A 26585-nucleotide genomic window follows, 5' to 3' on the forward strand; every position below is an offset into this window, starting at 1 on the left:
TCAGCAGCCAGAAACCGGCTGTACGCCCTTTTGTCCATTTACTTTGATAATATTTAGTCTACCCTTTATTCACAGAAATCTTTCGGCCTAGATGCAGCTTCCTGGTAAGTAAGGAAATTAGAAGCTGACGCCTCCGGCCTCCAGCAGATCCTTCACGGTTACGCTGACCATAATAAGACCGGCTACAGGCGGCACGAACGAGTTGCTGGCAGGCGGCTGCTTCGCCTTGCGTCTGTCCGGCGCGTTCTCGGGAACAATTTTATCCGTAACATCCTGACGCGGTTTCACTGGAGTCTCTGTAGAGAATACAACCTTAACACCCTTTTTGATGCCCTCTTTACGCAGCTTCTGACGGATAATCCGGGCGATAGGGTCATAGGTAGTCTTGGAGATGTCAGCAACCTGGAACCGGGTAGGATCCATTTTGTTGGCTGCGCCCATACTTGAGATCATCGGAATTCCCCGGGCCAGACATTCTTTGATCAGGTGGACTTTGTAGATGATCGTATCCGAAGCATCAATTACATAATCCAGCTTATATTTAAACAATTCTTCATATGTTTCTTCCGTATAGAACATATTCAGCGCAATAGCATCACAGTCCGGGTTGATCAGCTTGATGCGGTCCACCATCAGCTCGGCTTTCTTCTGGCCTACAGTGGTAGTGAGTGCGTGGATCTGGCGGTTCACATTGGTGATATCCACCACGTCCTTATCAATCAGGATAATCCGCCCAACCCCGCTACGGGCCAGCGCCTCTGCCGCTATACCGCCGACACCACCGATACCTAGCACTGCTACGGTGCTGTTTTTCATAATATCCAGGCCTTCCGGCCCAATGGCAAGTTCTGTGCGCGAGAACTGGTGCAACATATTTTTAACCTCCTTAACTAGCACTACGAAGCGCAAAATGCGCTTCGCAGTGAATGAATAGTATGATTATTCTTTGTCTTTTTCCTTCTTCGGTTTCAGCGCCAGCTTGATGTGCAAATCTTCCAATTGCGAGCCTTCCACTGGGGATGGAGCATCCATTAGCAGATCGGTTGCACTTGCAGTTTTCGGGAATGCGATTGTTTCCCGCAGGTTGGTGCGTCCAGCGAGCAGCATCACGAGACGGTCAAGGCCGAAGGCAATTCCGCCGTGCGGAGGCGTACCGTATTCAAACGCGTCGAGCAGGTAACCGAATTTTTCGTAAGCAACTTCCTCAGAGAAGCCGAGCGCTTTGAACATTTGCTCTTGCACTTCACGTTTGTAGATCCGCATCGAGCCGCCACCGACTTCGTAGCCGTTCAGCACGATATCGTAGGCTTGGGCACGAATGGCACCCGGATCAGTCTCGAACAGGTGCAGATCCTCTTCACGCGGACGTGTGAACGGATGGTGCTCAGCAACATAACGTTTTTGATCTTCATCATAGCCCAGCAGCGGGAAGTCTGTTACCCAAGCGAATTTGAAGACGTTGTCGTCGATCAGGCCGAGCTGGCGTCCGATTTTGAGACGCAGCGCACCAAGAACATCTGCAACCACTTTTTTGTTATCTGCGGAGAAGAGCAGCAAGTCGCCTTCCTCAGCGCCAGTACGTTCCTTAACAGCAGCAATCTCTTCTTCGGAGAAGAACTTAACGATTGGCCCCTTGAATTCGCCATCCTTCACTTGAATCCATGCCAACCCTTTCGCGCCGTAACGCGCGGCATACGGTCCAAGATCGTCGATTTCTTTACGAGTCCAAGTACCACAGCCCTTAGCGTTAAGGCACTTCACTTCTCCGCCTTTTTCGATAACGGACGCGAATACCTTCACGCCGCTGGTCGCTACGATATCATTCATCTCGATCAGTTCCAGACCAAAGCGCAGGTCCGGCTTGTCGGAGCCGTATTTACCAATAGCATCAGCATATGTCAACCGTTGGAACGGAAGAGCGAGATCTGCACCAACAGTTTCCTTGAAGAGACGCTGCAAAAGCTTCTCCATCATGCCCAGCAGATCATCCTGGGACAGGAAGGAGGTCTCAATGTCGACCTGGGTGAATTCCGGCTGGCGGTCAGCACGCAGATCCTCATCGCGGAAACAACGGGCGATTTGATAGTAGCGCTCTATACCGCCCACCATCAGCAGCTGTTTGTAGATTTGCGGGGATTGCGGCAGACCGAAGAATTCCCCTTCATGCACCCGGCTCGGTACAAGATAGTCACGCGCGCCTTCCGGTGAGCTTTTAGTTAGAATCGGTGTTTCTACATCGATAAAACCTTCGCTGTCCAGGAAGTCACGGAATATTTTAGATGCTTTGGAGCGCAACAACAGCGTCTTTTGCATTTCAGGACGACGCAGGTCGAGGTAACGGTATTTCAGACGCAAAGATTCGTCCACTTCTACACCATCTTCGATAAAGAACGGAGGTGTCTTCGCTGCGTTCAGCACTTCAATATCCGTGATTTGCACTTCAATCTCACCGGTAGGCAGATTCTTGTTCACGGTTTCGTCATCGCGCTTAACCACTTTACCTTTTACAGCCACAACGTATTCGCTGCGTACTTTGTCAGCGGTTTGCAGCGCTTCACCCGAATAATCCGGATTGAAAACAACTTGCACAATTCCGCTGCGGTCACGGAGATCAATGAAAAGTACGCCCCCGAGGTCGCGGCGGGTCTGTACCCAGCCGTTAAGGGTAACGGTTTGTCCAATATGGTCCTGCGTTAATTGTCCACAATGATGACTTCTTTGCATGATTTGATCATATCCTTTCATGATTGAAATATCTCTTGTACTATGCTATTGCCTCAGACTATACGATGGACTGAGCAAGTTCATCCAGCTTGACGTTACGCTGTTCTCCTGTGTCCATCGACTTCAAGGCAATCACACCGGCCTTCAGCTCGTCTTCGCCCAAGATCGCGGTGTATCTGGCTGCCATGCGGTCTGCCGACTTCATTTGCGCCTTCATTTTCCGGCCCAGATAATCTCGTTCGGCAGAGTAGCCCTTGCTGCGCAGATGATACAGCTGCTTCGTAATCTCGAGATCAGCTTCTTCACTCAGCGCTACAAAATAGACATCCAGCGGTTTGGAAGATTCCAGTTCCACCTTCTGGTGTTCCAGAATGAGCAGAATACGCTCCAGACCGATCCCGAAACCGATACCCGGTTGATCCGGCCCGCCGATTTGTTCCACGAGCCCGTTGTAGCGCCCGCCGCCGCCTACTGTATCGATGGAACCGATACCGGCTGCTTTATATTCAAACGCAGTATGCGTGTAATAATCGAGTCCGCGCACAAGACGCGTATTGATGGAATAGTCAACGCCCATTGTATCCAGGTGCTGCTTAACCTTGGCAAAATGCACGGTGCACTCTTCATCCAGACTATTCAAAATGGACGGTGCATCAGTGAACTTATCCTGATCTACCTTGCAGTCTAGTACCCGCAGCGGGTTGCGCTCCATGCGCCGCTGGCAGTCACCGCAAAGATTGTCCTTCATTGGTCGCAGGAAGTTCAGAAGCTCCTCCCGATAGGCCGCACGGCTTGGCGCGTTACCCACAGAGTTGATCTCCACCCGCACATCCTTCAGACCCAATTCCTTATAGAACTCGTAACCCAAGGAAATGACCTCAGCATCAATCGCCGGATCTACCGCTCCGAAAGCTTCAACTCCAAACTGGTGGAATTGACGGTATCTACCCGCTTGTGGACGTTCATAACGGAACATCGGCCCGATATAATACAGCTTGCTGACATCCGGCTCGCCATAGAGCTTGTTCTGCACATAAGCACGTACAACGCCTGCTGTCCCTTCTGGACGAAGCGCCAGATCCCGGTCGCCTTTGTCCTTGAACGTGTACATCTCGCCTTCTACAATGTCCGTAGTTTCGCCTACGCCTCTTTCAAACAATCCGGTATGCTCGAACATAGGTGTACGGATCTCCCGGTAGTTAAAACGGTGGCACAGCTCTCTGGCCTTCGCCTCTACAAACTGCCATTTCTCCACCGCGCCTGGCAGCACATCCTGTGTGCCTGTGGGTTTCTCGAATCTTTCTTTAGCCACTGCCTATCCCTCCTGAAAAAATACCCCTTATAGCCTTAATTTCTGCGTTAGTGCGCAGCATAACAAAAAATCCCTCGCCCTGTTTATCACAAACAGGGACGAGGGATTATCATAACCAATAATTCACCCGTGGTACCACCCACATTCCGGAGCAGGAGATTACTCTCACCACATCCGCTTCAAGCGGTTAACGCCCGCCTACGCGCAAACGGCTACTGATTGCAGCAGTTGTCAAATCCTGCCGATGTTCGCCGTGCGTTCTCGGGGAGGTCATTCATTCGCTCATCAACAGAATCCTTGCAGCCAGACGTAGCGACTTAATCGTCCTTGGTATGGACAATACCGACTCGTCAGGGGATTCCTCTCTGGGGTTGTGGGGGCCCGAATTACTTATTCCCGTCATCAAAGCACTATAATATAACTGTTATTGTTAGATTCTACTGAACCACTGCGCTAAAGTCAAGAAGGGAAATTAATAATTTTAAGATGAATGAGGGCGGAAAGTGAGCTTAATCGGCAAATTTCTCCTGTTACAAAAAAAATGACCCACAGCCGGTTGCTGCGGGTCCATCATCATATATTATTAAAAAGGGGGTCATGTCTTTATTATAAACACGCTATATTAAGGAATCATGTATGAAATGTTACGAGTACATTACAGAAAAGAAAGCGCTTAATTTTCAGGGACATACCCGTCTCTTTATCATAGCTTTAGCCTGACGTGACGGCAACCCTTGAGGGCCCTATTTTCAACCGAACCGACTTATAATCCAATTCAAAAGCGCCGGATAGCCCACAAAGGCCATCCGACGCTATATTGCTCATCACTCTAGAATGCAGCCGTTAATCAAACCGCTCCACATAAGCTTGCTTGCCTCGCAGGATTTGAATAACTTCGTTATATCGATCCTCATCCACCTTCAGCTCCATGATATAGCTGAGTTCCCCAAGCTCTTCGTCGCTAAGTTCAGCTTCTTCCCCAGTGCTTCCCTCAATCCCGCGGCTTTCAACATCGTCCACAGACTCTGGAATTCCAGTACTAGCAACCAGTGCAGCTCCGGCACCCGGTGACCCAGAGGTACCCGATGTACTGAATCCACCGGCTGCCAAGGCGGAATTCCCAAGTGGAATCACCGGTAGCAGAAAACGGCGGTCCTGTTCCAACCGATCATTGAGCGGCCATACCTCCAGCCCTTCCACGTTATAGGCGATAAGTGCTGTTTTGGCTCCTAGCGCATCATCTTCTGTCTTAAAATAAGCCTGTATTCTTCTAGGCATTGTTAATCCCTCCTTGAATATATGTTCAAGTCAGTCTGTAGTCTATAGCACTTTCAGCAGCTCACGCACGAATGCCGGCTCGTCTTTCGGTGTACGTGAAGTGATATAATTGTGGTCGACGACCACTTCTTCATCTTTAAATTCCGCTCCTGCATTGACAACATCATCCTTCAGTGGAGGATAGGAGGTTACCGTACGTCCTTTGAGCAGCTCAGCGCTGATCAGAATCTGCGGGCCATGACAGATGGCGGCAATAGGCTTGCCTGCGCTGTTGGTCTCTTTTACAAATCGAAGCACTTCCGGACTTAGTCGCAGGTTCTCTGGAGATGATCCGCCGGGAATAACCACAGCGTCATAATCGCCTGCGCGGACTTTTGAGATCGCCTTGTCGACTGTATACGAAGCCTTGCCCTGCTTACCCACCAGTGTCTCATTTTCCTTCAGACCTATGATCTCCGCCTGATGTCCTGCTTTTATCACTTCATCGTAAGGAACCTTCATTTCGGAATCTTCAAAATCACTCGCCAATAGAAATGCAACTCTACTCATGAGACAACTTCTCCCTTCTGCTTGTTCTTATGCAGCTGAACGGAACGATTGCGCTTGAAAGATCCTTGCTCTTCTACTATTACCCGGTCGATATGTTTTCTAACCCTGTCTTACAGAATGAACCTGTTATTATCCCCTTCGTGCGCCTCTATAGCCTCATAGAAAAAGCCGACTTACTACCCGTCTCAGGTACGCGGCAGCAGGTCACGACTTCTTCCCTTCAATACCTGAATCTCAGCCGGAGCTTCAGCTCCTTTTACAATTGCGCCTGCTTCAGCAGGGCTTCCTGTCGCCAATGTCGGGTTGCTTCTCCATACCCATGCCTTTTGAGATTGTCTCATTGCCGTAGCTCCTTGCAACTTGCCGTAATATCCATCCGCTTCTAGTCTAACCATACGAACAATGCCCTATCCGTACAAAAAAAGATGCCGCACACGGCTCCCAAAGGAACAGTAATGCGGCATCCGCCGATATTTTACTCGTCTCAAATGAAACAAAATTGTAGCGCTTGATTTAACCCCGGCTATCGAGGATTAACGTGACAGGCCCCCAGTTGACGAGCGACACATCCATCATCGCCCCGAACACCCCGGTTCCAACCTGCAGACCGCGGGCAACCAGCTCACGGTTAAAATAAGCATATAACTGCTCGGCTTCAGCCGGCGCAGCGGCGGCCATGAAATTGGGGCGTCTGCCCTTACGGCAGTCCCCGTAGAGCGTAAACTGCGATACAGACAGAATCGCACCGCCAGTGTCAGTGACGCTGAAGTTCATTTTCCCTGCTTCATCCTCAAAAATTCGCAGTCCCGCGATCTTCTCCGCCAGATACGCCGCATCCTTCTCTGTATCACCATGGGTCACGCCGACCAGTAGCATCAAGCCTTCACCAATCGCGCCGGTCACTTCGCCATTAACCGTTACCTTAGCTTCCTTGCAGCGCTGTACTACTACTCTCATTGCAGCTTTCAGCTCCTTGCCTTATTGCATGATCCGGTGGACCGTGTAGACATCCTTGACACGTTTGACCCGATCCACTACCGATTGCAAATGTTCAGTATTGCGGATCAAGACTGTCATATGAACCATGGCCATCTTGTTCTTGTCGGATCGTCCGGTCACCGCCGAGATGTTGGTCTTACTCTCTGCGACAGCCTGCAGTACTTCATTGAGCAGCCCGTTACGATCATGGCCTGTAATCTCAATATCGACGCTATAATTGGCCTCGACGCTGCCTTCCCAGTCTACCTCAATCACCCGTGCCGCTTCTTCGCCCTCACCGTCGCCCGGAATATTCGGACAGTCTTGGCGGTGAACAGATACCCCGCGGCCGCGAGTCACATACCCGACAATGTCATCGCCTGGCACGGGATTACAACATCGGGCAAAACGTACAAGCAAGTTATCAATGCCTTTGACACGCACACCGTTCGTCGGCTGATTCCGCTTCTCGCCCGAGGATTTGATCTCCTTCATCTCAGAGGTCAGCTCCAGATGATTAGCAGTCTCTTCCTGCTCCTTGCGCAGCTTCTCGGTCAGCTTGGAGGCGATCTGCGCGGCCGTAATGCCGCCGAAACCTACAGCAGAGAGCATATCTTCAATATCGTTGAAGGCGAATTTCTTCGCAGCCTCAAGCAGCTTATCGTCGGAGATGTATTCAGACACTTCAACGTTCAAACGCTTCAGCTCACGTTCAATCGCTTCACGGCCCTTCTCGACATTCTCCTCACGCTTCTCCTTCTTGAACCACTGCTTGATCTTGCTCCGGGCATGGGAGGACTGGGCAATCTTCAGCCAGTCGCGACTCGGACCATACGAATGCTTCGAGGTCAGGATCTCCACGATGTCCCCGGTCTTCAGCTTATGATCAAGCGGTACAATTCTTCCGTTCACCTTGGCGCCAATAGTCCGGTTACCGACCTCCGTATGGATACGGAAGGCAAAATCAAGCGGAACAGAGCCGGCAGGCAGTTCAATAACCTCGCCTTTGGGAGTAAATACGAAGACGAGGTCCGAGAAAAAGTCCATTTTCAGCGATTCGACGAATTCTTCCGCATCCTTAGCCTCATGTTGAAGCTCAAGAATTTCCCGGAAGAATGGCATCCGGTTCTCGGGATTGCCGTTGTTGCCGGTGCCTTCCTTATACGCCCAGTGCGCCGCGATACCGAATTCTGCGGTACGATGCATCTCCCAGGTACGGATCTGAACCTCTGTAGGCTCCCCTCCTGGCCCAACCACCGTGGTGTGAAGCGATTGGTACATGTTCGCTTTGGGCATAGCAATATAATCCTTGAAACGACCAGGCATCGGCTTCCAAAGGGTATGAATAATGCCTAGTGTGGCATAACAGTCTTTAATGTTATCGACAATGATACGAATAGCCAGCAGATCATAGATCTCGTTAAACTGCTTGTTCTTCGTGCTCATTTTATTATAAACGCTGTAGATATGCTTCGGCCGTCCGGACAGGTCACCTTCGATACCCATCTCGTCCAGCTTGGCCTGAATGCGGCCAATGACGCTCTCGATGAACTGTTCGCGTTCTGCCCGCTTCTTATGCATCAGATTGGCTATGCGGTAATACTGCTGAGGATTCAAATACCGGAGGGCAATATCCTCCATCTCCCACTTGATTGCCGAAATCCCCAATCGATCTGCAATAGGACAGAAAATCTCCAGTGTCTCATAAGAGATCCTGCGCTGGCTTTCCTCAGACTGGTACTTCAGTGTCCGCATATTGTGCAGACGGTCCGCCAGCTTGATGACAATGACCCGGATATCCTGCGCCATTGCAATGAACATCTTGCGGTAATTCTCGTTCTGCTGCTCTTCCTTGGAGCGGAAGCGGATGCGTTCCAGCTTGGTCAGACCATCAACTAGCATGGCGCAGGTGTCGCCAAAATTCGCACGGATCTGTTCGAGGGACACTGTCGTATCTTCCACAACATCATGCAGAAGTGCAGCAATAATGGAGATTACATCCATCTGCATATTGACGACAATATCTGCGACGGCAAGCGGATGCAGGATATACGGCTCCCCCGATTTGCGGACTTGCCCATGGTGGGCCTGTTCGGCAAATTCATATGCTTCCGTGATGCGGAGCAGATCTTTTTCTTTTATATATGCGCCAGCTTTGTCAATTAATCGCTCAATGCCCATTCTCGTCGTATCCGTTTCCTTTCTATAAGAAAAACTCCTTCCAGGAGTCTCTCGATGATGTAGTCGATAAAATAAACAAACCTGCAAAAATATGCATCGTCTGCAGGTTTCTCGATCGTTATGCCGCTTTCTGTGAACAACCTCTTACAGTTGAAAGTTGTCTATAATTATGACGCTTGCGAGGGATTACGTCAACACTTGCCATCGCATGGCATTAGTGTCAAGAGAAGTCACAATAACGTACAAATTGATGTCACTTGTGAAATTGTTGTTGTAAAAATGTCAAGTTCTATTTAATCTAGTAAAGGCGGTTTGCCAAGTAATGATTTATATTATGAAAAAGAAAGAGGAGTGACCACCATTGCAACGCGAAATTCAAGTTAACGAAAGGCTTCCCTGGGGGCCGGGCTTCCTTCTGAGTCTTCAGCATTTGTTTGCCATGTTCGGCAGCACGGTGCTGGTGCCCAACCTGTTCGGGGTAGATCCCGGTATGATTCTGCTGATGAACGGTATCGGCACACTCATGTACATTTTAATCTGCCGCGGTAAAATCCCTGCTTATCTTGGCTCCAGCTTCGCTTTTATTTCACCTGTTCTGGCCGTGCTGGCACAACATCAGGATGATCATCAACGTGGATATTCGCTTGCACTTGGCGCATTTATCGTCACCGGTGTGATTTTCATCCTTGTCGCGCTAATTATCCGTTTTGCCGGAACCGGCTGGATTGACGTAGTCTTCCCTCCAGCAGTCATGGGCGCTATCGTGGCCACCATTGGACTTGAACTGGTGCCGGTAGCCGCACGTATGGCCGGACTGATCGGTCCTGAAGGCGCAACAGATTGGACACCTGACAGCAGTGCTATCATCCTGTCCATGGTAACCCTCGGCGTCACTGTGATTGGAGCGGTTCTCTTCCGCGGTTTCCCCAAAATCATTCACATCCTGATCGGGATCGTGACAGGTTACGGCTTGGCATATCTGATGGGCAAAGTAGATACAGCAGCAATTGGTAATGCCCATTTCTTTGCCAGCCCAACCATCACTACACCTTCCTTTGACTGGGATGTTATTCTAACCATTATCCCGGTGTCCCTTGTTGTTATTGTTGAGCATATCGGACACTTACTAGTTACAAGCAATATCGTCGGCAAGGACCTGGCCAAGGACCCTGGCCTGGATCGCTCACTGTTCGGGAACGGGATATCTACCATTATCTCCGGTTTTGTCGGTTCCACTCCTAATACTACTTATGGTGAAAATATCGGAGTCATGGCTTTGACCAAAGTTTACAGCGTATTTGTAATTGGTGGTGCCGCCATCATCGCCATTCTGCTCTCGTTCTCAGGCACCTTCTCATCCGTTATTGCCAATATCCCTCTTCCGGTAATGGGTGGTGTCTCCCTGCTGCTGTTCGGTGTTATTGCAGCATCGGGCCTACGTATCTTCGTAGAGCAAAAGGTCGACTTCTCCAAAGCAACTAACATGATTCTCGCAACCCTCGTTCTTGTTGTAGGCATCAGTGGTACAACCCTTACGATCGGTAATGTTCATCTGAAGGGAATGGCGCTAGCTACCATCGTTGGTATGGTCCTTTCCCTGTTGTTCAAGCTCATTGAAGTACTTGGACTTAGCAATGAGAAAGATAACGAAAAATCTGCTCATTAATACGCGGGTAATACGCGGGTAAAATTACTTATAAAAAAGCGGACTGCTATCATCTATCGACAGCAGTCCGCTTTTTATTTCCCGGGAAACGCTATTTCGTTTATCTCTTAGTCCTCATAGTTCAGCAAGGAGATGACTTCGATATCAGTCAGCTTGTTGCGTCCGGCCAGTTCAACTAGCTCGATCAGGAACGCTGCCCCGACGACTTTGCCTCCAAGTTGTTCGATCAAGCTAACCGAAGTAGCAATCGTACCACCGGTTGCCAGCAGATCGTCGGCGATCAGTACATTTTGCCCTGGCTTGATAGCATCGGTGTGCACAGCCAGCTTATCCTTACCGTATTCCAGGTCATATCCAACTTCAATAGTCTCATAGGGAAGCTTACCGCTCTTGCGGATCGGCACAAAACCTACACCAAGTGCATACGCCAGTGGTGCGCCCACAACGAAGCCGCGAGCTTCAGGTCCGGCAATAATATCAATTTTCAGGTGGGCTACAAGGGCTTTCAGTTCATCGATCGCCTGGCGGTAAGCCTCGCCATTGTTAAGCAGTGTTGTAATATCCTTAAAGCTGATTCCCGGTTGTGGGAAATCCGGAATCACGCGAATAATTTCTTTGAAGTTCAAGATTATCATCTCCTAAAAGTTTTGTATAGCATAGGCTGCGGTGATTTTACTTCGACAAAACTGGCTTCGTAAGCATATGCTTTTTGTGAGCATAGGCTGCATTGATTTAACATCGAACAAACTTACTTCGAAAGCATACGCTTTTTGTGAGCATAGGCTGCATTGATTTAACGTCGAACAAAATTACTTCGTAAGCATCTCTATAATCTCAGGACACACCTTGCCGGCGGGATTGCATAAAGTCCTGCAACTCTGACAGGCTGCCGTCCATGAAATACTCTTCCATCTGCGCTACCTGTCCCAAACGGATAAAATGCTGCGAAGCTGTAAGGCTCTTGGCAGCAGGCTGCGTTACAAAAGTGATCAGCCCTTGGTGGCGTTCGATAAAATCAAGCTCCTCGAACACATCCAGCATCATACCCAGCATACGTACGCTCAGCGGGGTCTGCCGGCTCAGACGCAGCAGCACCTCATGCTCTGGGGTTGCCGCAGCAGCGACGGAAGCAAGCAGCTTATATAAGGCCTTAAAATGATCACGGGTAGGAACCTGCAGACGTTCACGTCTCTCTCGGATCGAATGCAGCAGCGCCACATTATCGATAAGCGGAAAGGTCTGAAGTACCGCGTCCAGTTGTTCCGGCGACTCCGGCAGATCCAGCAGACAGAGGACAGACACACGTTCCTCTTCCAGCTTATTCTGCTCATCGTCATGTGCGGAAATTCCGCCGTTCTCATCGTATGTCCAAAGAGACATGCCCTTCAACTCATCTGGCACAAGGGCTCGCTCCTTACGAGACACGACTACAGCCCGATACGGATCCGTTCCCGCATAGGGCGTCAGGCGCTCGCTGATCTCACGCGCTTGCCGAACCGCATCGGCAGCTCCGCGCAGATCGAACAGCTGAGTTTCGTGGACAGCCAGATCCTGCAGCATCAGCTGCGGCTTACGGGAGCCATTCCACTCGTTCACAGACAATTCGGCTAACACATCCACTTTAGTACCACCGGGCAGCAGTGCCCCGAGCGGACCTTTGCCAAAAGCAACCGCCTCAATAATATGCTTGCCTTGCTGCAGAACAATTTTGAGGTGCTTGCCTTCGGCGCCCATGGTGCGTGTCTCTTTGACCGCAGCACCACGAAGAATAAACTTCGGCAACGGGTTACTCATGCCAAACGGCGCTAGCCGTTCCAGCTCATCCGCCGCTTGAAGCGACAGATCGGCGATCGTTGCTTCACCATCCGCTGATGTCACCGCCACAAAATGCTCCGGTGTCAGTACACCTGAAGCATAGTCGTTCAGTGCATCAGCGAAGGCACCAAGGCCATCGCGATGAAGGCTCATACCGGCAGCCGAAGGATGCCCCCCGAAATGATCCATCAAGCTGGAACAGGAAGATAAGGCCGCATAAATATCGAATCCAGGAATCGAGCGGGCTGAGCCCTTGCACATCCCCGTCTCGGGATGGATGTCCAGAATGATTACCGGCCGGTAGTAGCGTTCCAGTAGCTTGGAGGCAACGATGCCTACCACACCTACATTCCAGCCTTCCGAAGCCAAAACGATCACATCGGGAAGCCCTTCAACTGCGATTCTTTCCTCCAGCTTGGCTGTGGCTTCAACCACGATTCTCTCCACAACCAGCTGACGCTCCTTATTCAGCAAGTCCAGCTCATCCGCCAGCTCACGCGCTTCTTCTGCATGCTCTGTGGTCAACAGCGAGACAGCTCGCCCGGCGTGATCAAGACGGCCGCTGGCGTTGATACGCGGCGCCATGCCAAAAGCAATGTTCACCGCGCCTACTGTATTCATAGTTACCCCGCTAACCTCAAGTAGCGCGCGAATGCCAGGGAAACGGGAATTACGCATGGAGAGGATCCCCCTGCGTACAATCTCCCGATTCTCGCCCAGTAAAGGCATAAGATCCGCCACAGTACCTATGGCAGCGATTTCGGTCCATTCCTCCGGTATGTCCCCACCAAGGAGTGCCTGTGCCAGCTTAAGTGCAACACCTACACCAGCCAAACCTTTGAAGGGATAAGGGCAATCCGGCAGCTTGGGATTAATCAATGCATAGGCCTCTGGCAGAAGTGCCGGCGGCTCATGGTGATCCGTTACGATCACATCCATGCCCAGTTCCTTGGCATAAGCAATCTGGTGATAAGCACTGATACCTGTATCTACAGTAATAATCAGGGAGACTCCCTGTTGCAGCGCCCAATCCAGGGCATGATTATGTAAACCATAGCCTTCGTTTGAACGATGCGGGATATAAATGTCATAGGAAGCGCCCAGATAACGCAGCAGATGAATCATCAGCGCTGTGCTGGACACACCATCGGCATCATAATCACCGTAGACCAGAATATGTTCATTTTCTTGCAATGCCTTTCTAATTCTCGGAACCGCTTCAGTCATCCCCTTAAGTAAAAACGGGTCGTGCTGCTCCTGCCCGCCACCGTCCATAAATACCAGCGCCTCTTCAGGCGTTGCCTTGCCTCTGGTAACTAACAGTGACGACAAAAGCGGAGAAATAGAAAGGCTCCGGGCCAGTTCCCTTACTGCATCGGGATCGGCTGCCGGAGAATGCCATCTTGTTTTAGAATGAAGCACGGATAACTCACCTTTCTCTTACCTTGGCAAACTATTGAAGCAGGGTGGGCAGATCATCATCCACCAGCTCATGATTGCTCTTGTAAGGATAACCCGGATCATACGGTACGACATCCATACGCACCTCGCCCACGTGAACAAAACGTTGCAGCAGCAGCTTTCTGGCACATTCCGCAATTTCCTGGGCTTCTAGCACTGTAATGCGCGGGTTAACACTGATTTTGACCTCCAGGTTCACATAACGCCCCTGCTCCATCGCCTTCAGATGCTCCACACGGATTACTCCATGCACTCGCTGTACGGTATCAATAAAGCTGGCCGCATCTTCCGAGGGAAGCTCCTGAATGTTTTTTCCATAGACCGAACTGGCAATCAGGCTATATCCTTTACGCAAAATCAGAAACCCCGTCAGCAGCGCCGCAATAGGGTCCATATACAACAGCGGATGCCAGCCAGAGTAGCTGCCAGCCATCGCAAGTGTAATCCCGATCAGAACAGTGATTGAAGTATACAGACTGAAACGGTGGCTGTCGGCATAAGCAGCATGGCTACCATCGCCCAGCTTCTTGAAATGACGATATTGATACTGGAACACAATTTCTTTCACCAGAATAGATAATAGAACTGTTACAAGTGCGTAATACCCGGGTGTAGTTAAATGTCCATAAGTCAGATCACGAATTGAGGAAAAAACAACCTGTAACCCGCCCATTAAAATGAGCACGGAACAGGATATGGCCAAGATTGGCTCCTTACTTCCCTGCCGGGCACCAGCCGTGGATCGGGAGGAAGCTTTGCTGTTCTTTTTCTGTCCAGACCGCCATGGAAGAGTATTTGCCAGCTTGGCTGCGGCGTCAGCTCCAGTATATAAAGCATCCCCCATTAATGCCTTGCTGCCTGAGATGTAACCCACACTTCCCTTGGCTATGGCCAGAGCGACATCGCTGACGATTCCGGTCCAGGCGACCGTCTCATTCTGCGTTGATTGTTTGTCATTCATGCGAGGCCCTCCTTGCTGCTGCATATCATCTCATGATGCATAAAAAGCGCATGGCGTGCAGCTCCGAAGATTTCGAAAGCCGCGTCGCCTTTGACGCGGCTTTCTTTACAGTCAAGTTTTAGCTTTAAGCTGTTTTGTTGGCCACTTTCGGCTTCTGACGCTTCTTGAGAAGCAACCAGAGTGGGCTCGCAATAAAGATGGAGGAGTAAGCTCCGAAGAGCAACCCGACAACCATGGCAAGCGAGAACATCTTAATGGATTCTCCGCCCATAATCAACAGGAAGAATGCCGCTACAAATACCGTAAATGCCGTATACAGGGAACGCATGAGCGTCTGAGTAACACTCTTGTTCACAAGAGCTTTCATGTCCTCATAAGTTTTCTGTTTACCAAAGCGCAGATTCTCACGGATACGGTCAAAGATTACGATCGTGTCATTGATGGAATAACCGATGATCGTAAGCACCGCGACAATAAAGGTCAAATCCACTTCCAGACGGAAGATGGAGAAGACTGCCACAACCATGAATGCGTCATGCAGCAGCGAGACAATTGCAGCCAAGGCAAAACGCCATTCAAAACGGATACTTACATAAATGATAATCCCGAGACAGGAAATAAGTACTGCATAAATGGCGTTGCGCGCCAATTCTTTTGCCATTTCCGTATCCACGGTGTTGATTTCGAAGGAAGCCTTGTCATCCAGCTTGGTAATTCCAGCCTTCAACGCTTCACTTTGATCCTCAGTCAGCTCTTTATCATAACGGATATTGACCCGTTCCTGACCAAGAGAGATACTCGGTTCATGAGTGACACCCAGGTCCTTGATTGCCGCTTCAACTTGTTCTTGCGTAAGATTCTTGGACAGGGAGATATCCACATTGGAACCTGCCTTGAAATCAACACTGTAATTCAATCCAAAAGTTGCCAGGAAGATCAAACCGGCCACAGTCAACGCTATGGAGAAGATATAGAAATATTTACTTAGATGTACGAAATCAAACTCTCTCTTAAAGTGCACGGATTTCACTCTCCTTAACCCCGAATTGCTTTGGTTTGCTCAGCTTACCGGCTTTGACAAGCAGATTGAGCAACCAGCGGGAGAAGTAAAGGTTCGTGGCAATACTGAGCACGATTTCCACAATCAGAACCAGTGCAAAACCTTTAACAGCACCTGTTCCGTAAGCGAACATTACAGCCGCAACGATAATAGTAGTGATATTGGCATCCATTACAGTACGGAATGAAGATTTACTGCCTGCTTTTACAGCAGACATAATGCTTTTTCCGTTGTAAATTTCTTCTCTGATCCGCTCATTGGTAATGATGTTCGCATCAACTGCCATCCCTATACCGAGAATAAACGCGGCGATACCGGGAAGGGTGAGGGTAAAATCAGCCCAAACGAAGACAAGAATTAGAAGCCATGTATGAAGGATCAGCGCGAAGCTGGCCAGAAGACCTGGCAAGCGGTACATGCCAATCATGAAAATAAGAATTATCAGGGAACCGACAAGACCGGCTTTGATCGTTTGCTCAAGAGACTGTTTACCCAGTGTGGCGCCTACGCTTTGGGAGTATTTCTCCGTCAGCTTCAGCGGAAGAGCACCGAGATTAATCGTATCAGCCAATTCACGCGCTTCTTGGAGCGTATAACTGCCGGAGATTGAAGCACTGCCGTCAGTCAATTCAGCTCTAACCTGAGGATCTGACAACAAGTTCTCATCCAGGTAGATGGCAAGGTTCTTGCCCAAGAGTCGCTTCGTAATCTCAGTGAACTTAGCCTTGTCCTTCACTTTGATGCTGATGATCGGCTGGTTCAGGTTGTCACGACCGACCTCTGCAGCACCTTCCACAAAGTCACTGCCCACCAGTTCAATCTTGCTGTACTTTCCGGCAGGATCACCTTCGGCAGCACTGCGGAAAGTCAAGACGGCAGGTTCTTTCATCTTCTTGCGGACTTCAGCCTCATTGGTCACACCCGCAATTTTCAAACGAATACGGTCCGTTCCTTCCGTGGTAACCTCTGGCTCACTAGTTCCGAGCGCATTGGCCCGTTTCTCCAGACTCTCTGCAGTTTTTTGCAGTGAAGCCCGGGTCAGTGCCCCTCCGGCCTCCATCGGCTCAGCGTGATACAGGATCTCGAAGCCGCCCTTCAGATCAAGACCCAGACGGACCTTGTCCAACAGACCAGGGGTAGTGAATACCATGACGCCTGTTAAAACGAGCACGGTAACGATAAAGCTCATAAGTCTCTTCATGCTCTTGCTAGTTCCCCTTTCATAACTCAATATTCCTATTATAGCCACGCGCCAAATGACCGTCAATTCATGTAAGAATGGGCAAGGCTATATTCACACAAAGAAACGGCGGGCTCTCCCCATTTGGCAAGCCATCCGTTTTTCAGTAGGAAATGTGAAATTAAATCACTTCATAACTTTACCGCTTTGTGAAGTTGTTTGCAAAGAAAAATGTTTCCTTGCATCAAACCATTCCCCTATACGCTGCAACAGTCAAATAATTCATGTAACTATTGGCTTTTAAGGAATATATATCATTGACTAGCTTGTAAAGCGGCGGCTGTCCTTCCTTTGCGTAATTACGGCTGACACACTCCCAGATATCTTTGCCAGTAACATATTCGTAGCCAAGGAGCCGGAATTCCTCCGCTTTGCTGCAGCACATGGCTTCGATTTCCTCACTAAGCTCGTCATAAATCCATTGCCCCGATTCCACGTGTTGACACCTCCAGGTCGCTCGTATACGCATGTTCATCCTATCTATTCGACCTTCTCCCCTGCCTTTCCTTCTTCCTTCAAAAAGTTATGTAGCACAATGCTTGTCATGCCGGCATAGGGGTTCAGCATATCCATAGAACAAGCCCATTCAAGTGCTTTAAAGGTGAGTCGCCACCAGCGTCCCATTTCATGCCGGGAAGAAGGAATGTTCTTTGAAGAAACTAAGCTCCTTAAACAAACAAAGCTTTATACAAGGCACGTTAATTCTGCTGGCTGCAGGAATTATCAACCGCATGCTTGGCTTCATTCCCCGGATTGTCCTTCCGCGCGTGATCGGGGCTGAGGGCGTGGGTCTCTACCAGCTTGGCTATCCGTTCTTCATTCTGCTCGTTACCGTGATTACGGGGGGGCTGCCGCTAGCGGTCGCCAAAATGGTGGCCGAAGCCGAGGGCCAGAACCGTCCAGACAAATCAAAGCAGATTTTGCGGACAGCACTTGCGCTCAGTCTGGCGCTGGGTATATTTTTCACAATGGTTGCCTTAGCCAGCGCTTCATGGGTTTCCAACGTTCTGCTGACAGACAACCGGGTCTTCTATACATTCATTGCCATGATTCCGATGCTGTGCATTATTGCTGTATCTGCAGTCTATCGCGGGTACTTTCAGGGCCGGCAGAATATGATTCCTTCCGCGCTTTCCTCCGTGCTGGAGTCCGTGATCCGGATTTTTGCTATGCTCTGGTTTTCCTGGCTGTTGCTGCCCAAGGGAATCGCTTTTGCGGCGGCAGGAGCTATGATCGGGGTCACCGTCGGCGAAATTGCCGGTATGCTCGCTTTACTGTGGCAATATTATTTCATTGTCAGAAAAGACAGGCCTGAACCCGGACCGCAGCCGGAAGACTCTACTGATGCAACTGTCCCTGAGAAAGTACCTTCAGAAGCACAGCCTACGGGTTCCTTGCTGAAGCGACTGCTTGGTATTTCCATTCCGGTGACCGCCGGGCGGCTGGTGGGCTCCGTATCCTATTTGCTGGAATCAATCATCACAGCCCGCAGCCTTGCCCTTGCCGGGATTGCTACAGCCGTTGCCACTGCACAATATGGCGCACTGCAAGGGATGGTTATTCCGTTGCTATTACTGCCGGGAGCGCTAACTTCATCCCTGGCAGTATCGTTGGTTCCTTCCTTGTCGGAAGCCGCTGCCCGCAAAGACTTGTCCATGATCCATAAACGGATGCATCAAGCGCTTAGACTTGCCCTTGTCACAGGTGCTCCTTTTGCTGTTCTTATGTACATCCTGGCCGTTCCGCTCTGCAGTCTGCTGTACGGAAACGCGGATACCGCCCCCATGCTGCGCCTAATTGCACCGTTTGCTGTATTCCTGTATGTACAGGCACCCCTTCAAGCAGCACTTCAGGCTATGGACCGGCCGGGGAGAGCACTCGTTAACACCCTGATTGGAGCTGTGGTCAAAATCCTGTTAATTCTGCTGCTGGCCTCACAGCCACAGTATGGGATCTATGGGGCTATTATCGCAATTATCGCCAATAGCATTCTTGTAACACTACTACACGGGTACAGTGTCGTCTCGCTAATCTCCTTATCCCTGCGCATTAGGGATTTGTTGAAAATTGCCGCAGCTATGATCATTATGGGTGCCGGTGCCCAGTTTGCGTATACCTCTATTCCTGTTGCCGGAGCACAGTGGATCCAGTTTATTTTTGCCGCTGCTGTTGGCCTCTTGATCTACCTCGGTATCTGCCTATTATCAGGACTTGTCTCGGTCCGCGATATGGATCGCCTGCCCTTTATCAAGCGTTGGCGCTAGAGAGCTTCAGTGGTAGAGCCGGGAGACATAGATTTTGCCCTGGTGATCCACCGAGCACAGGAAGACATCGCGAAAGTCCGATACTCCCTTTTGGCGAATCTGCTGTCTCAGCCAAAATCTTGTTTTCCCAATCATCTCCAGGTTCGTATCCTGTACCTTTCCATCCATAATTAGTGGAATCGGAAGTCCTTCATACCTGATTTTGTCCTTGGGAAGCTTCACAGTCTTGGAGTTGTTTGTGCTTGCGCCTGAACTGTCTCCGGCTTCACTGCCCTGTTCTTCCGAACTGCTGGATGATTGGGACGATGAGGAGCCGTTCTTGTTCTTCTCAATAATCGTAAGCTGGCCACTGGCTTCCAGAATGGCAAATTCTACATCGGCAGGATTATCAATATTCTGGCCGCGCAATTGCAGCAGCAAGTCATCAATGTTGTACCTCTGTTTGCGCATCTCGCCACGGTGTAATTTGCCATCGGAAATCAGGATGCTCGGCTTACCATCCATAAACAAACGCAGCTTACGGCTTTTCAGGCCAAGCTGGGCCACTAGCACCTGAATCAGGACGAGTGTGGCCATAGGCACAATCCCTTCATACACCGGTCTTTTAATATCATCTATAACAAACACTGCAATCTCGGCAATCATGATCGAAATCGTCAAATCAAACACCGACAGCTTTCCGATTTCTCTTTTCCCCATTATCCGCAAGCACAGAAAAATGAAGAAATACATCAGCACGGTCATGAGAATGTGGTATGTGATCTGCTGGAACATATTGCTTCTCTCCTTCCGCGTTTACCCGCAGTGAACGTCCCCGCAGGTCATTAATGTATACCCTATTCTGACCGCTCGGGTCAGGGAACATTCGGAAGCTGGCTTATTAATTAATGGTAAAAGTAACGACAGTCTCATTCTTGTACTAACGGGGCAAGCCTGCCCATACAATGAGTAGTAGCTTGTATTGCCATCATAAAAATGCTTAGGAGGTTGTACCATGCATGTAATCCGGCGCCTGTTCTCATGGAGAATAGCCAATCCTGTATTATCTGGCTTGAGCCGATCGTTCCTCTGGATGCTGGTGGGCGCGTTTGTTCTTTCGCTTCTGCTTTGGGGTAGCGGGCTGGAAGAAAAGGACCTCTCCCTGTACACCTACATTGTACATGCAGTAGCCATCGCTTTTGGCGGGCTTACAGCAGGCCGCAGAGCCAGCAGCAAGGGTTGGTATAAAGGGAGCTTGACCGGGCTTTTCTACGGTATTATCGTGCTAATCATCGGTTTTCTAGCACTTGACAGTGCGCCTTCAGGCTCGGATTTGCTCTGGACTTTGGCAGCTGCAGCAATCGGGGCGCTCGGCGGAATGTTTGGGGTTAATTTACAAAAAGCATAAATTTAAGGATTTTTTAAAAAATCGGAACTGCTCCCCTTAAAATATGTTAAACTGTGTTCACTGACTTCAAAAGGGATCAAGGAGGCTTCGATTGCTTTGCTTTACCAATCCATGGATCATATCGTGTTATACACTGTTGTTCTTGTTATTGCACTGGTCTGGATCGGCTCACGCCGCAATCCATTCACTGCATTAATTGAGATCGGAAGAGAACTATTAGGCTCTTATAAGTTTTTACTGCTTTTTGTAGGTTTGTTCGGGGTACTGGCCCTCAATAAATACGAGTTGCAGATTGAGAAGAAGCTGAATATCACTTCGGATTTCACTCCATCTATATTTGGACTGGAGGGACATTTTGTCCAGAGCGTGCAGCATTTGTTCTATAGCCCCTGGCTGACACCTATAATCGTCTTCTTCTATATCTTTATGTTGCAGGCGGTGTTAGCGGCTTCCCTGGGCGTCTACCTACTCGACAATAACCGTGTGATGCTCTATGCTACTTGCTACGCTATTATTTTGAACTATGCCATCGCTATTCCGTTCTACCTGTTCTTCCCGGTGAATGAGGTGTGGTCATATGCTCCGGCAGGCGTTAGATTTGTCATGCTGGATGTGTTCCCTAGATTTGAGCAAGAATACAGACCGCTTTCAGGGCTCGACAACTGCTTCCCGAGTCTTCATACTTCCATTTCTGTTACGATGGCATTGTTGGCTTACCGTTCGGGCAACCGCCGCTGGATGGCAATCACCACCCTGTCTGCCGTTGTCATTGTATTCGGAATCTTCTATCTAGGTATTCATTGGCTAACCGATATGCTCGGCGGTACCGTACTTGCGATATTATCCGCTACAGTTGGCGTTCAACTGGCTAAGCTAACGCTGCGAACCAGTTCGGAAAGACTAACTTTCCGCAGCCGTGCCAACCCTATGCGTTAATACTCCAACAAGTTCATATGAGAATAGCAAAAAGCGGCATTTCCTCTCTACCGAGAAGAAATGCCGCTTTTATATGAATCTTCCTACTCTTTCGATTCCGTATCGGTCGCAACCGCATGGCTGACGGAACCACGGTCAAATGTAAGCTTAGTCACATCATTAACCTTGAGAACCGCGATGTCGTCGGAGATTTCTACAATCGTTCCGTGAAGACCACCGATTGTAACAACCTTATCCCCTTTTTTCAGCGCTTTCAGCATCGTATTGCGAGCTTTAGTTTTCTTCTGCTGAGGACGGATCAGAAGGAAATAGAAGACTACGAACATCAGTACAAAAGGTCCTACCAGACCCAGAATGCTCCCTCCGGACTGGCCTGCACCTGCTGCTAACTCAAACATAATTCTCCCCCCTTTCAAATGACTGGCAACGCACAATTCCGTTTCTAGAAGCCTTTAAGATTATCGTTTAAGCCGTATTGTGCAAAAAACTCATCGCGAAAATCAAGCAGCCGATCTTCTCTGATGGCTTCACGCACTTTACGCATCAGTTCCAACAGGAAGTGCAAGTTATGGTATGTCGTTAACCGCAATCCGAACGTTTCGTCTGCCTTAATCAAATGGCGCAAATAAGCGCGGGAATAATTCTGGCAGGTGTAACAGTTACACTCGGGATCCAGCGGCCCAAAATCACGGGCATACTGAGCGTTGCGTACAACGAGTCTTCCTTGGCTGGTCATCGTTGTTCCGTTGCGGGCTATACGGGTTGGCAGAACACAGTCGAACATGTCCACACCCCGGATCGCACCTTCCAAGAGCGCATCCGGCGAACCCACACCCATCAAATAGCGGGGTTTCCCTTGCGGCAGCAGCGGAACTGTGTAATCCAGCACTTCATACATTAGCTGCTTGGACTCTCCGACGCTGAGCCCCCCAATAGCATACCCCGGGAAATCCATGGAAGTCAAATCAGCGGCGCTCTGGCGACGCAGATCTTCATACATGCCTCCCTGTACGATGGCGAACAGCCCTTGGTCCTGAGGACGAGCATGGCTCTTGAGGCAACGTTCTGCCCAGCGGGTAGTCCGCTCGAGCGATTTTTTAACATAATCGTATTCCGCCGGGAATGGCGGGCATTCATCGAATGCCATCATAATGTCCGAACCAAGCGCATTTTGAATTTCCATCGCCACCTCAGGAGAGAGGAATTTCTTGTCTCCATTCAAGTGGGAACGGAATTGTACGCCTTCCTCGGTGATTTTGCGCATGTCGCTTAACGAGAAGACCTGAAACCCGCCGCTGTCGGTCAGAATCGGGCGATCCCAGTTCATGAACTTGTGCAGACCACCAGCTTCACGAATAATATCGTGGCCCGGGCGCAGGAACAAATGGTAGGTATTGCTCAAAATAATTTGAGCATCCATTTGCTTCAACTCTTCTGGACTCATTGTCTTTACTGTAGCTTGGGTGCCTACAGGCATAAATGTTGGTGTCTCAATGACACCGTGAGGCGTGTGGACTCTTCCGAGTCTTGCGCCGGATTGCTTGCACGTTTTGATGTGCTCATACGTAATTGCTGCCATGATTAACCCATCCTCTTACTTAATAAATAAACATCGCGTCTCCAAAACTGAAAAACCGGTATCTCTCGGCAATCGCCTCTTCATAGGCGGCCAGAATATGCTCACGACCTGCCAATGCGCTGACTAGCATCACCAGTGTTGATTTAGGGAGGTGAAAGTTCGTGATTAGTGCATTAACGACATTGAATTGATAACCTGGATAAATGAAAATATCTGTCCATCCGCTGCATGCTGTTAGCGGTCCCCCCTGACACTGCCGCCCAACTGTCTCCAGTGTACGGCAAGAGGTCGTACCTACAGCTATAATTCGTCCCCCGCGCTCCCGAGCAGCATTCAGTGTATCTGCTGTCTCCTGCGACATGACGAAGTACTCGGCATGCATGACATGCTCCTCGACCTTCTCTACAGACATCGGACGGAATGTGCCCAGTCCAACATGCAGCGTAATGTAGGCAATGGATACACCTTTGGCTGCAATCTGCTCCAGTAGGCTGGTGGTAAAATGCAGACCTGCCGTTGGCGCAGCCGCTGAACCTTCATGCTTGGCATACACTGTCTGATACCGCTCACGGTCATCCAGCGTCTCCTTGATATACGGTGGAAGCGGCATCATTCCCAGCCTGTCGAGAATCTCCTGAAAGATCCCTTTATAAATGAAGCGGAGTGTCCGTCCGCCCATCTCAGACTCGTCTTCCACTACTGCCCGCAGTTCATCGCTGAATACGATAACTGCCCCGCTCTTCAGCTTTTTGCCGGGCTTCACCAATGCTTCCCAGCGATCCTCCCCGAGGTTCTTCAGCAGAAGCACTTCTGCCTTTGCCCCGGTGTCTTCCTTAACACCAAACAGACGGGCCGGAATGACTCTGGTATCATTCAGAACCAGTGTATCTCCCGGCTGCAAATATTCGATCATATCGCTAAAATGCCGGTGATCTGTCTCACCTGTCTCCCTGTTGACCAGCAGCAGCCGCGAGGCACTACGGTCAAGCAGCGGAGTCTGGGCAATCAGCTCTTCAGGCAGATTAAAATCATAATCTTCTACATTCATTGTGCGTCTTCATTCCTTAACTATAGTAACGTTACGATAATAGTGTTGCAATATTTGCTTGTAATCATACCCGCTGTCAGCCATCCCCTTCACGCCCCACTGGGACATGCCCATACCGTGGCCAAAGCCTTGGCCGATGAACAGGAAGCCAGACCCGCCAGTAACTACTCTAGCTTTGGCATCGCCGCCCATAACCACCGTACCGGTGGCGGAAGACGTTACTTTTCCATTTGCGGATAGAACACCAGCATTGCTTCCACTACCTACGGTAGAGACTGAGCCGTCAGCGCCTAGTACAGTATAACTGCCGGTTGGCACAATATCAAACAATGTGCTAGGCAATCCGTTGAATGCCGAACGGAACAGATCCGGATATTTCACCTTCAGAATCTCGCCATTAGCCTTCACCTCAGTAGCTCTTCCCGAAGGACCGCGCTGAGTTACCTGAAGACTAATGATTAACGAAGGAAGCGCATTGCTTGTCTTGCCTTGCAGGCTCTTCAACAAATCAGCCGAAGAATAAGGGCCCTTCACCCATGAGTAGCTGCCGGATTCATACACCTTGTCCAGCACCACAGCATTGTCTCCCGGGTTCAGCTTGCCTACCGGATTAGCATCACTTTGGATGATCGGCAGGGGACGAATGTTCACGTCCTTCGTGGTCGCTGTAGCCAAATCAAGTCCAGCTGCCGTTTTGCTTCCCGTTAATTTGATATTGTCTTCCCGGGCATACCCAGCGGTTCCATTGGGCAGCAGAACATAATACCACTGTTTGGACGCTACGGATGCAACGTCTTCCTTGCTCGGCACACTGACAAACACGTCACTGCCGTTCCCCCACACCTCGGAAGGATCAGCCGTTACACCGCCGCTGTTGGAGGAGAATAGGGCTTCTACAATCTGCGCGCCGTTCTTCAACACTTCACCAGCTGTTGCGTCTACCGCTTTGGTGATGGCCGGTGCCTCAGCCCCAATTCCGTTGTATACCTGGCTCAGTGTGGTGTCCACCACATTCGCCACGTCAAATTTGTTGCCTTGGGCCAGAGCATAGCTGCGGGCTGCAACAGCCTGCGCCTTCAGAGCCTCTTCCGGCCAGCTTGAAGAGACTTCTCCGCCAACAACAGCATACAAATATTGTTCCAGTGACACTTCATTAATCACTGCGAGCGATCCGTTCAATCCACTAAGCTCCAGATTACCCCGGTACACACGTTTGGAGCGCTCTACAAGCTGGATGCCAGCATCATTGCCAGTAGCAAGGAATTTGGCTCCGCTACCGTACACAACATAGTGGGGAACTTGTCCCGCATTGGTAAGATCCAGGCCTGCATCACTGCGCACGATTAATCCGGCTGTTGAGACTGCACTGGTGGACAACGTAATCTGTGGCAGCGCCACATTCACCGCAGCAGCCAACGCCGCCAGACTTGTATCATTTACAGCTTCTCCAACCCAGACCTCGACCCGTGAGCTGCCGTCTTGAGCCGATGACAATACCGGCCAGGCATCGAATCCCGCCGCTGCCAAACTGGCAATCACCGCATCGGCCTCGTCCTGGGTCGCAAAGGAACCAGCCGACAAATGCTTGGTGCCTGTCACTGCCGGTGTCTGCCCTGGCGGAATGGACAATCCAGCTTTAGTCACTCTGGACAATCCATCCTTGGCTGCATTTTCACTGGCATATACTCCGGTGTACAGCTGATACAGGCTGGAACCATTTCTCGTCACAACAAACAGCTGAGGCTTGTCAGAAGTTGATTGCAGCTTCTTGGCCGCATCGGCTGCCGCCTGCCAAGACGGGGTTTCCAGCACTTTCACCCGAAAGCCGTCCAGGCTGACACGAATACTGCTCTTGGCCGGAACAGTCGCGAGCGGTGCCCCGCCCCCTTGCGAGGTTACAAGATTAAAACTTTGGTCTGACTGCAGCGTTGCCGCCGCCACCGTAGATTTATATTTGCTGCCGATATCGGCGTACAGTGCTACACGAATTGTTGCACCGGGTGCAGCCTCACTGCTCCCGGCAGGGATCAGGAAGCTTCCCGCAGCCAGTGCTGACACCAGCATTCCCCGGCCCAGCACCTTCAGCGCTGAGAATTTCCTTGTTCCATGCTTCATTCAGCATCCTCCTTCGTACAGGGAATTAATT

23 protein-coding genes are annotated in these 26585 nt (G+C 50.1%); 4 read left to right on the forward strand and 19 right to left on the reverse strand.

Going from position 1 to position 26585, the window contains the following annotated elements; all coding sequences use genetic code 11:
- Positions 1–117 precede the first annotated feature (117 nt).
- From ACFVU8_RS12585 to ACFVU8_RS12620, 8 genes are all read right to left on the reverse strand, one after another.
- Positions 118–873 carry a tRNA threonylcarbamoyladenosine dehydratase gene (locus tag ACFVU8_RS12585; RefSeq protein WP_175370488.1) on the reverse strand — a complete coding sequence of 252 codons (756 nt, stop codon included), beginning with the start codon at positions 871–873 and terminating at the stop codon, positions 118–120.
- Positions 874–939: 66 nt separating this feature from the next.
- Positions 940–2724, reverse strand: coding sequence for an aspartate--tRNA ligase (gene aspS, locus ACFVU8_RS12590; protein WP_387428018.1), 1785 nt, complete (start codon positions 2722–2724; stop codon positions 940–942).
- A gap of 58 nt (positions 2725–2782) precedes the next feature.
- Entirely contained in the window at positions 2783–4036 is a 1254-nt protein-coding gene (hisS, locus tag ACFVU8_RS12595) for a histidine--tRNA ligase (RefSeq protein ID WP_379465880.1), read from the reverse strand.
- Between the two features lie 843 nt (positions 4037–4879).
- Positions 4880–5314 carry a hypothetical protein gene (locus ACFVU8_RS12600; protein ID WP_387427650.1) on the reverse strand — a complete coding sequence of 145 codons (435 nt, stop codon included), beginning with the start codon at positions 5312–5314 and terminating at the stop codon, positions 4880–4882.
- 42 nt (positions 5315–5356) lie between these two features.
- On the reverse strand, positions 5357–5863 hold the full coding sequence (locus tag ACFVU8_RS12605) for a type 1 glutamine amidotransferase domain-containing protein (RefSeq protein WP_387427652.1): 507 nt from the start codon (positions 5861–5863) through the stop codon (positions 5357–5359).
- Positions 5864–6048: 185 nt separating this feature from the next.
- A complete protein-coding gene (locus ACFVU8_RS12610) occupies positions 6049–6204 on the reverse strand; it encodes a hypothetical protein (protein ID WP_175370493.1) in 156 nt (51 codons plus the stop codon).
- Between the two features lie 172 nt (positions 6205–6376).
- Entirely contained in the window at positions 6377–6820 is a 444-nt protein-coding gene (gene dtd, locus ACFVU8_RS12615; RefSeq protein WP_387427654.1) for a D-aminoacyl-tRNA deacylase, read from the reverse strand.
- 21 nt (positions 6821–6841) lie between these two features.
- Positions 6842–9022, reverse strand: a complete 2181-nt coding sequence (locus tag ACFVU8_RS12620) for a RelA/SpoT family protein (protein WP_379465883.1) — start codon at positions 9020–9022, stop codon at positions 6842–6844.
- 361 nt (positions 9023–9383) lie between these two features.
- Between ACFVU8_RS12620 and uraA the strand changes: the two genes are divergently transcribed.
- Complete coding sequence (uraA, locus tag ACFVU8_RS12625) at positions 9384–10688, forward strand: uracil permease (RefSeq protein WP_387427655.1); 1305 nt, start codon at positions 9384–9386, stop codon at positions 10686–10688.
- A gap of 107 nt (positions 10689–10795) precedes the next feature.
- Here the strand turns inward: uraA and ACFVU8_RS12630 are convergent, their stop codons facing one another.
- The 6 genes from ACFVU8_RS12630 to ACFVU8_RS12655 all read right to left on the reverse strand — a co-directional run bounded on the left by ACFVU8_RS12630 (position 10796) and on the right by ACFVU8_RS12655 (position 17661).
- Positions 10796–11314 carry an adenine phosphoribosyltransferase gene (locus ACFVU8_RS12630; protein ID WP_066364443.1) on the reverse strand — a complete coding sequence of 173 codons (519 nt, stop codon included), beginning with the start codon at positions 11312–11314 and terminating at the stop codon, positions 10796–10798.
- A gap of 208 nt (positions 11315–11522) precedes the next feature.
- Positions 11523–13925, reverse strand: coding sequence for a single-stranded-DNA-specific exonuclease RecJ (gene recJ, locus ACFVU8_RS12635; RefSeq protein WP_387427657.1), 2403 nt, complete (start codon positions 13923–13925; stop codon positions 11523–11525).
- Positions 13926–13956: 31 nt separating this feature from the next.
- Positions 13957–14925, reverse strand: coding sequence for a cation diffusion facilitator family transporter (locus ACFVU8_RS12640; RefSeq protein ID WP_387427658.1), 969 nt, complete (start codon positions 14923–14925; stop codon positions 13957–13959).
- Between the two features lie 124 nt (positions 14926–15049).
- On the reverse strand, positions 15050–15946 hold the full coding sequence (secF, locus tag ACFVU8_RS12645) for a protein translocase subunit SecF (protein ID WP_175370499.1): 897 nt from the start codon (positions 15944–15946) through the stop codon (positions 15050–15052).
- Positions 15936–17186 carry a protein translocase subunit SecD gene (secD, locus tag ACFVU8_RS12650; protein ID WP_379465887.1) on the reverse strand — a complete coding sequence of 417 codons (1251 nt, stop codon included), beginning with the start codon at positions 17184–17186 and terminating at the stop codon, positions 15936–15938. Before secD ends, secF begins: the two co-directional genes overlap by 11 nt.
- A 223-nt stretch (positions 17187–17409) precedes the next feature.
- Positions 17410–17661, reverse strand: a complete 252-nt coding sequence (locus tag ACFVU8_RS12655) for a post-transcriptional regulator (protein ID WP_312876302.1) — start codon at positions 17659–17661, stop codon at positions 17410–17412.
- Between the two features lie 214 nt (positions 17662–17875).
- On the opposite strand from ACFVU8_RS12655, the gene spoVB reads away from it, so the two are divergent.
- The gene (gene spoVB, locus ACFVU8_RS12660) at positions 17876–19489 is read left to right on the forward strand and encodes a stage V sporulation protein B (RefSeq protein ID WP_387427660.1); all 1614 of its coding nucleotides are present in this window, start codon (positions 17876–17878) and stop codon (positions 19487–19489) included.
- Positions 19490–19495: 6 nt separating this feature from the next.
- Here the strand turns inward: spoVB and ACFVU8_RS12665 are convergent, their stop codons facing one another.
- Entirely contained in the window at positions 19496–20263 is a 768-nt protein-coding gene (locus ACFVU8_RS12665) for a YetF domain-containing protein (RefSeq protein WP_379465889.1), read from the reverse strand.
- 220 nt (positions 20264–20483) lie between these two features.
- Here ACFVU8_RS12665 and ACFVU8_RS12670 point away from each other — a divergent pair, with 220 nt between their 5' ends.
- Positions 20484–20876, forward strand: coding sequence for a TIGR04086 family membrane protein (locus ACFVU8_RS12670; protein ID WP_066364459.1), 393 nt, complete (start codon positions 20484–20486; stop codon positions 20874–20876).
- A 96-nt stretch (positions 20877–20972) separates the two neighbouring features.
- Positions 20973–21812: a phosphatase PAP2 family protein gene (locus ACFVU8_RS12675; RefSeq protein ID WP_387427662.1), complete on the forward strand. Its 840-nt coding sequence runs from the start codon at positions 20973–20975 to the stop codon at positions 21810–21812.
- 83 nt (positions 21813–21895) lie between these two features.
- On the opposite strand, the gene yajC is transcribed toward ACFVU8_RS12675, so the two are convergent.
- Genes yajC through ACFVU8_RS12695 form a run of 4 tightly spaced genes read right to left on the reverse strand, consistent with a single transcriptional unit; the run spans position 21896 to position 26554 of the window.
- Positions 21896–22210, reverse strand: a complete 315-nt coding sequence (gene yajC, locus ACFVU8_RS12680; protein WP_379465891.1) for a preprotein translocase subunit YajC — start codon at positions 22208–22210, stop codon at positions 21896–21898.
- A 44-nt stretch (positions 22211–22254) separates the two neighbouring features.
- Positions 22255–23394 carry a tRNA guanosine(34) transglycosylase Tgt gene (gene tgt / locus ACFVU8_RS12685; RefSeq protein WP_175370530.1) on the reverse strand — a complete coding sequence of 380 codons (1140 nt, stop codon included), beginning with the start codon at positions 23392–23394 and terminating at the stop codon, positions 22255–22257.
- 16 nt (positions 23395–23410) lie between these two features.
- Positions 23411–24439, reverse strand: a complete 1029-nt coding sequence (gene queA, locus ACFVU8_RS12690; protein ID WP_387427663.1) for a tRNA preQ1(34) S-adenosylmethionine ribosyltransferase-isomerase QueA — start codon at positions 24437–24439, stop codon at positions 23411–23413.
- Between the two features lie 9 nt (positions 24440–24448).
- Positions 24449–26554, reverse strand: coding sequence for a SpoIID/LytB domain-containing protein (locus ACFVU8_RS12695; protein ID WP_387427665.1), 2106 nt, complete (start codon positions 26552–26554; stop codon positions 24449–24451).
- Positions 26555–26585: the final 31 nt, after the last annotated feature.

The organism is Paenibacillus sp. NPDC058177 (assembly GCF_042883835.1).
GTDB classification, from domain to species: Bacteria; Bacillota; Bacilli; order Paenibacillales; family Paenibacillaceae; genus Paenibacillus_AQ; species Paenibacillus_AQ agri.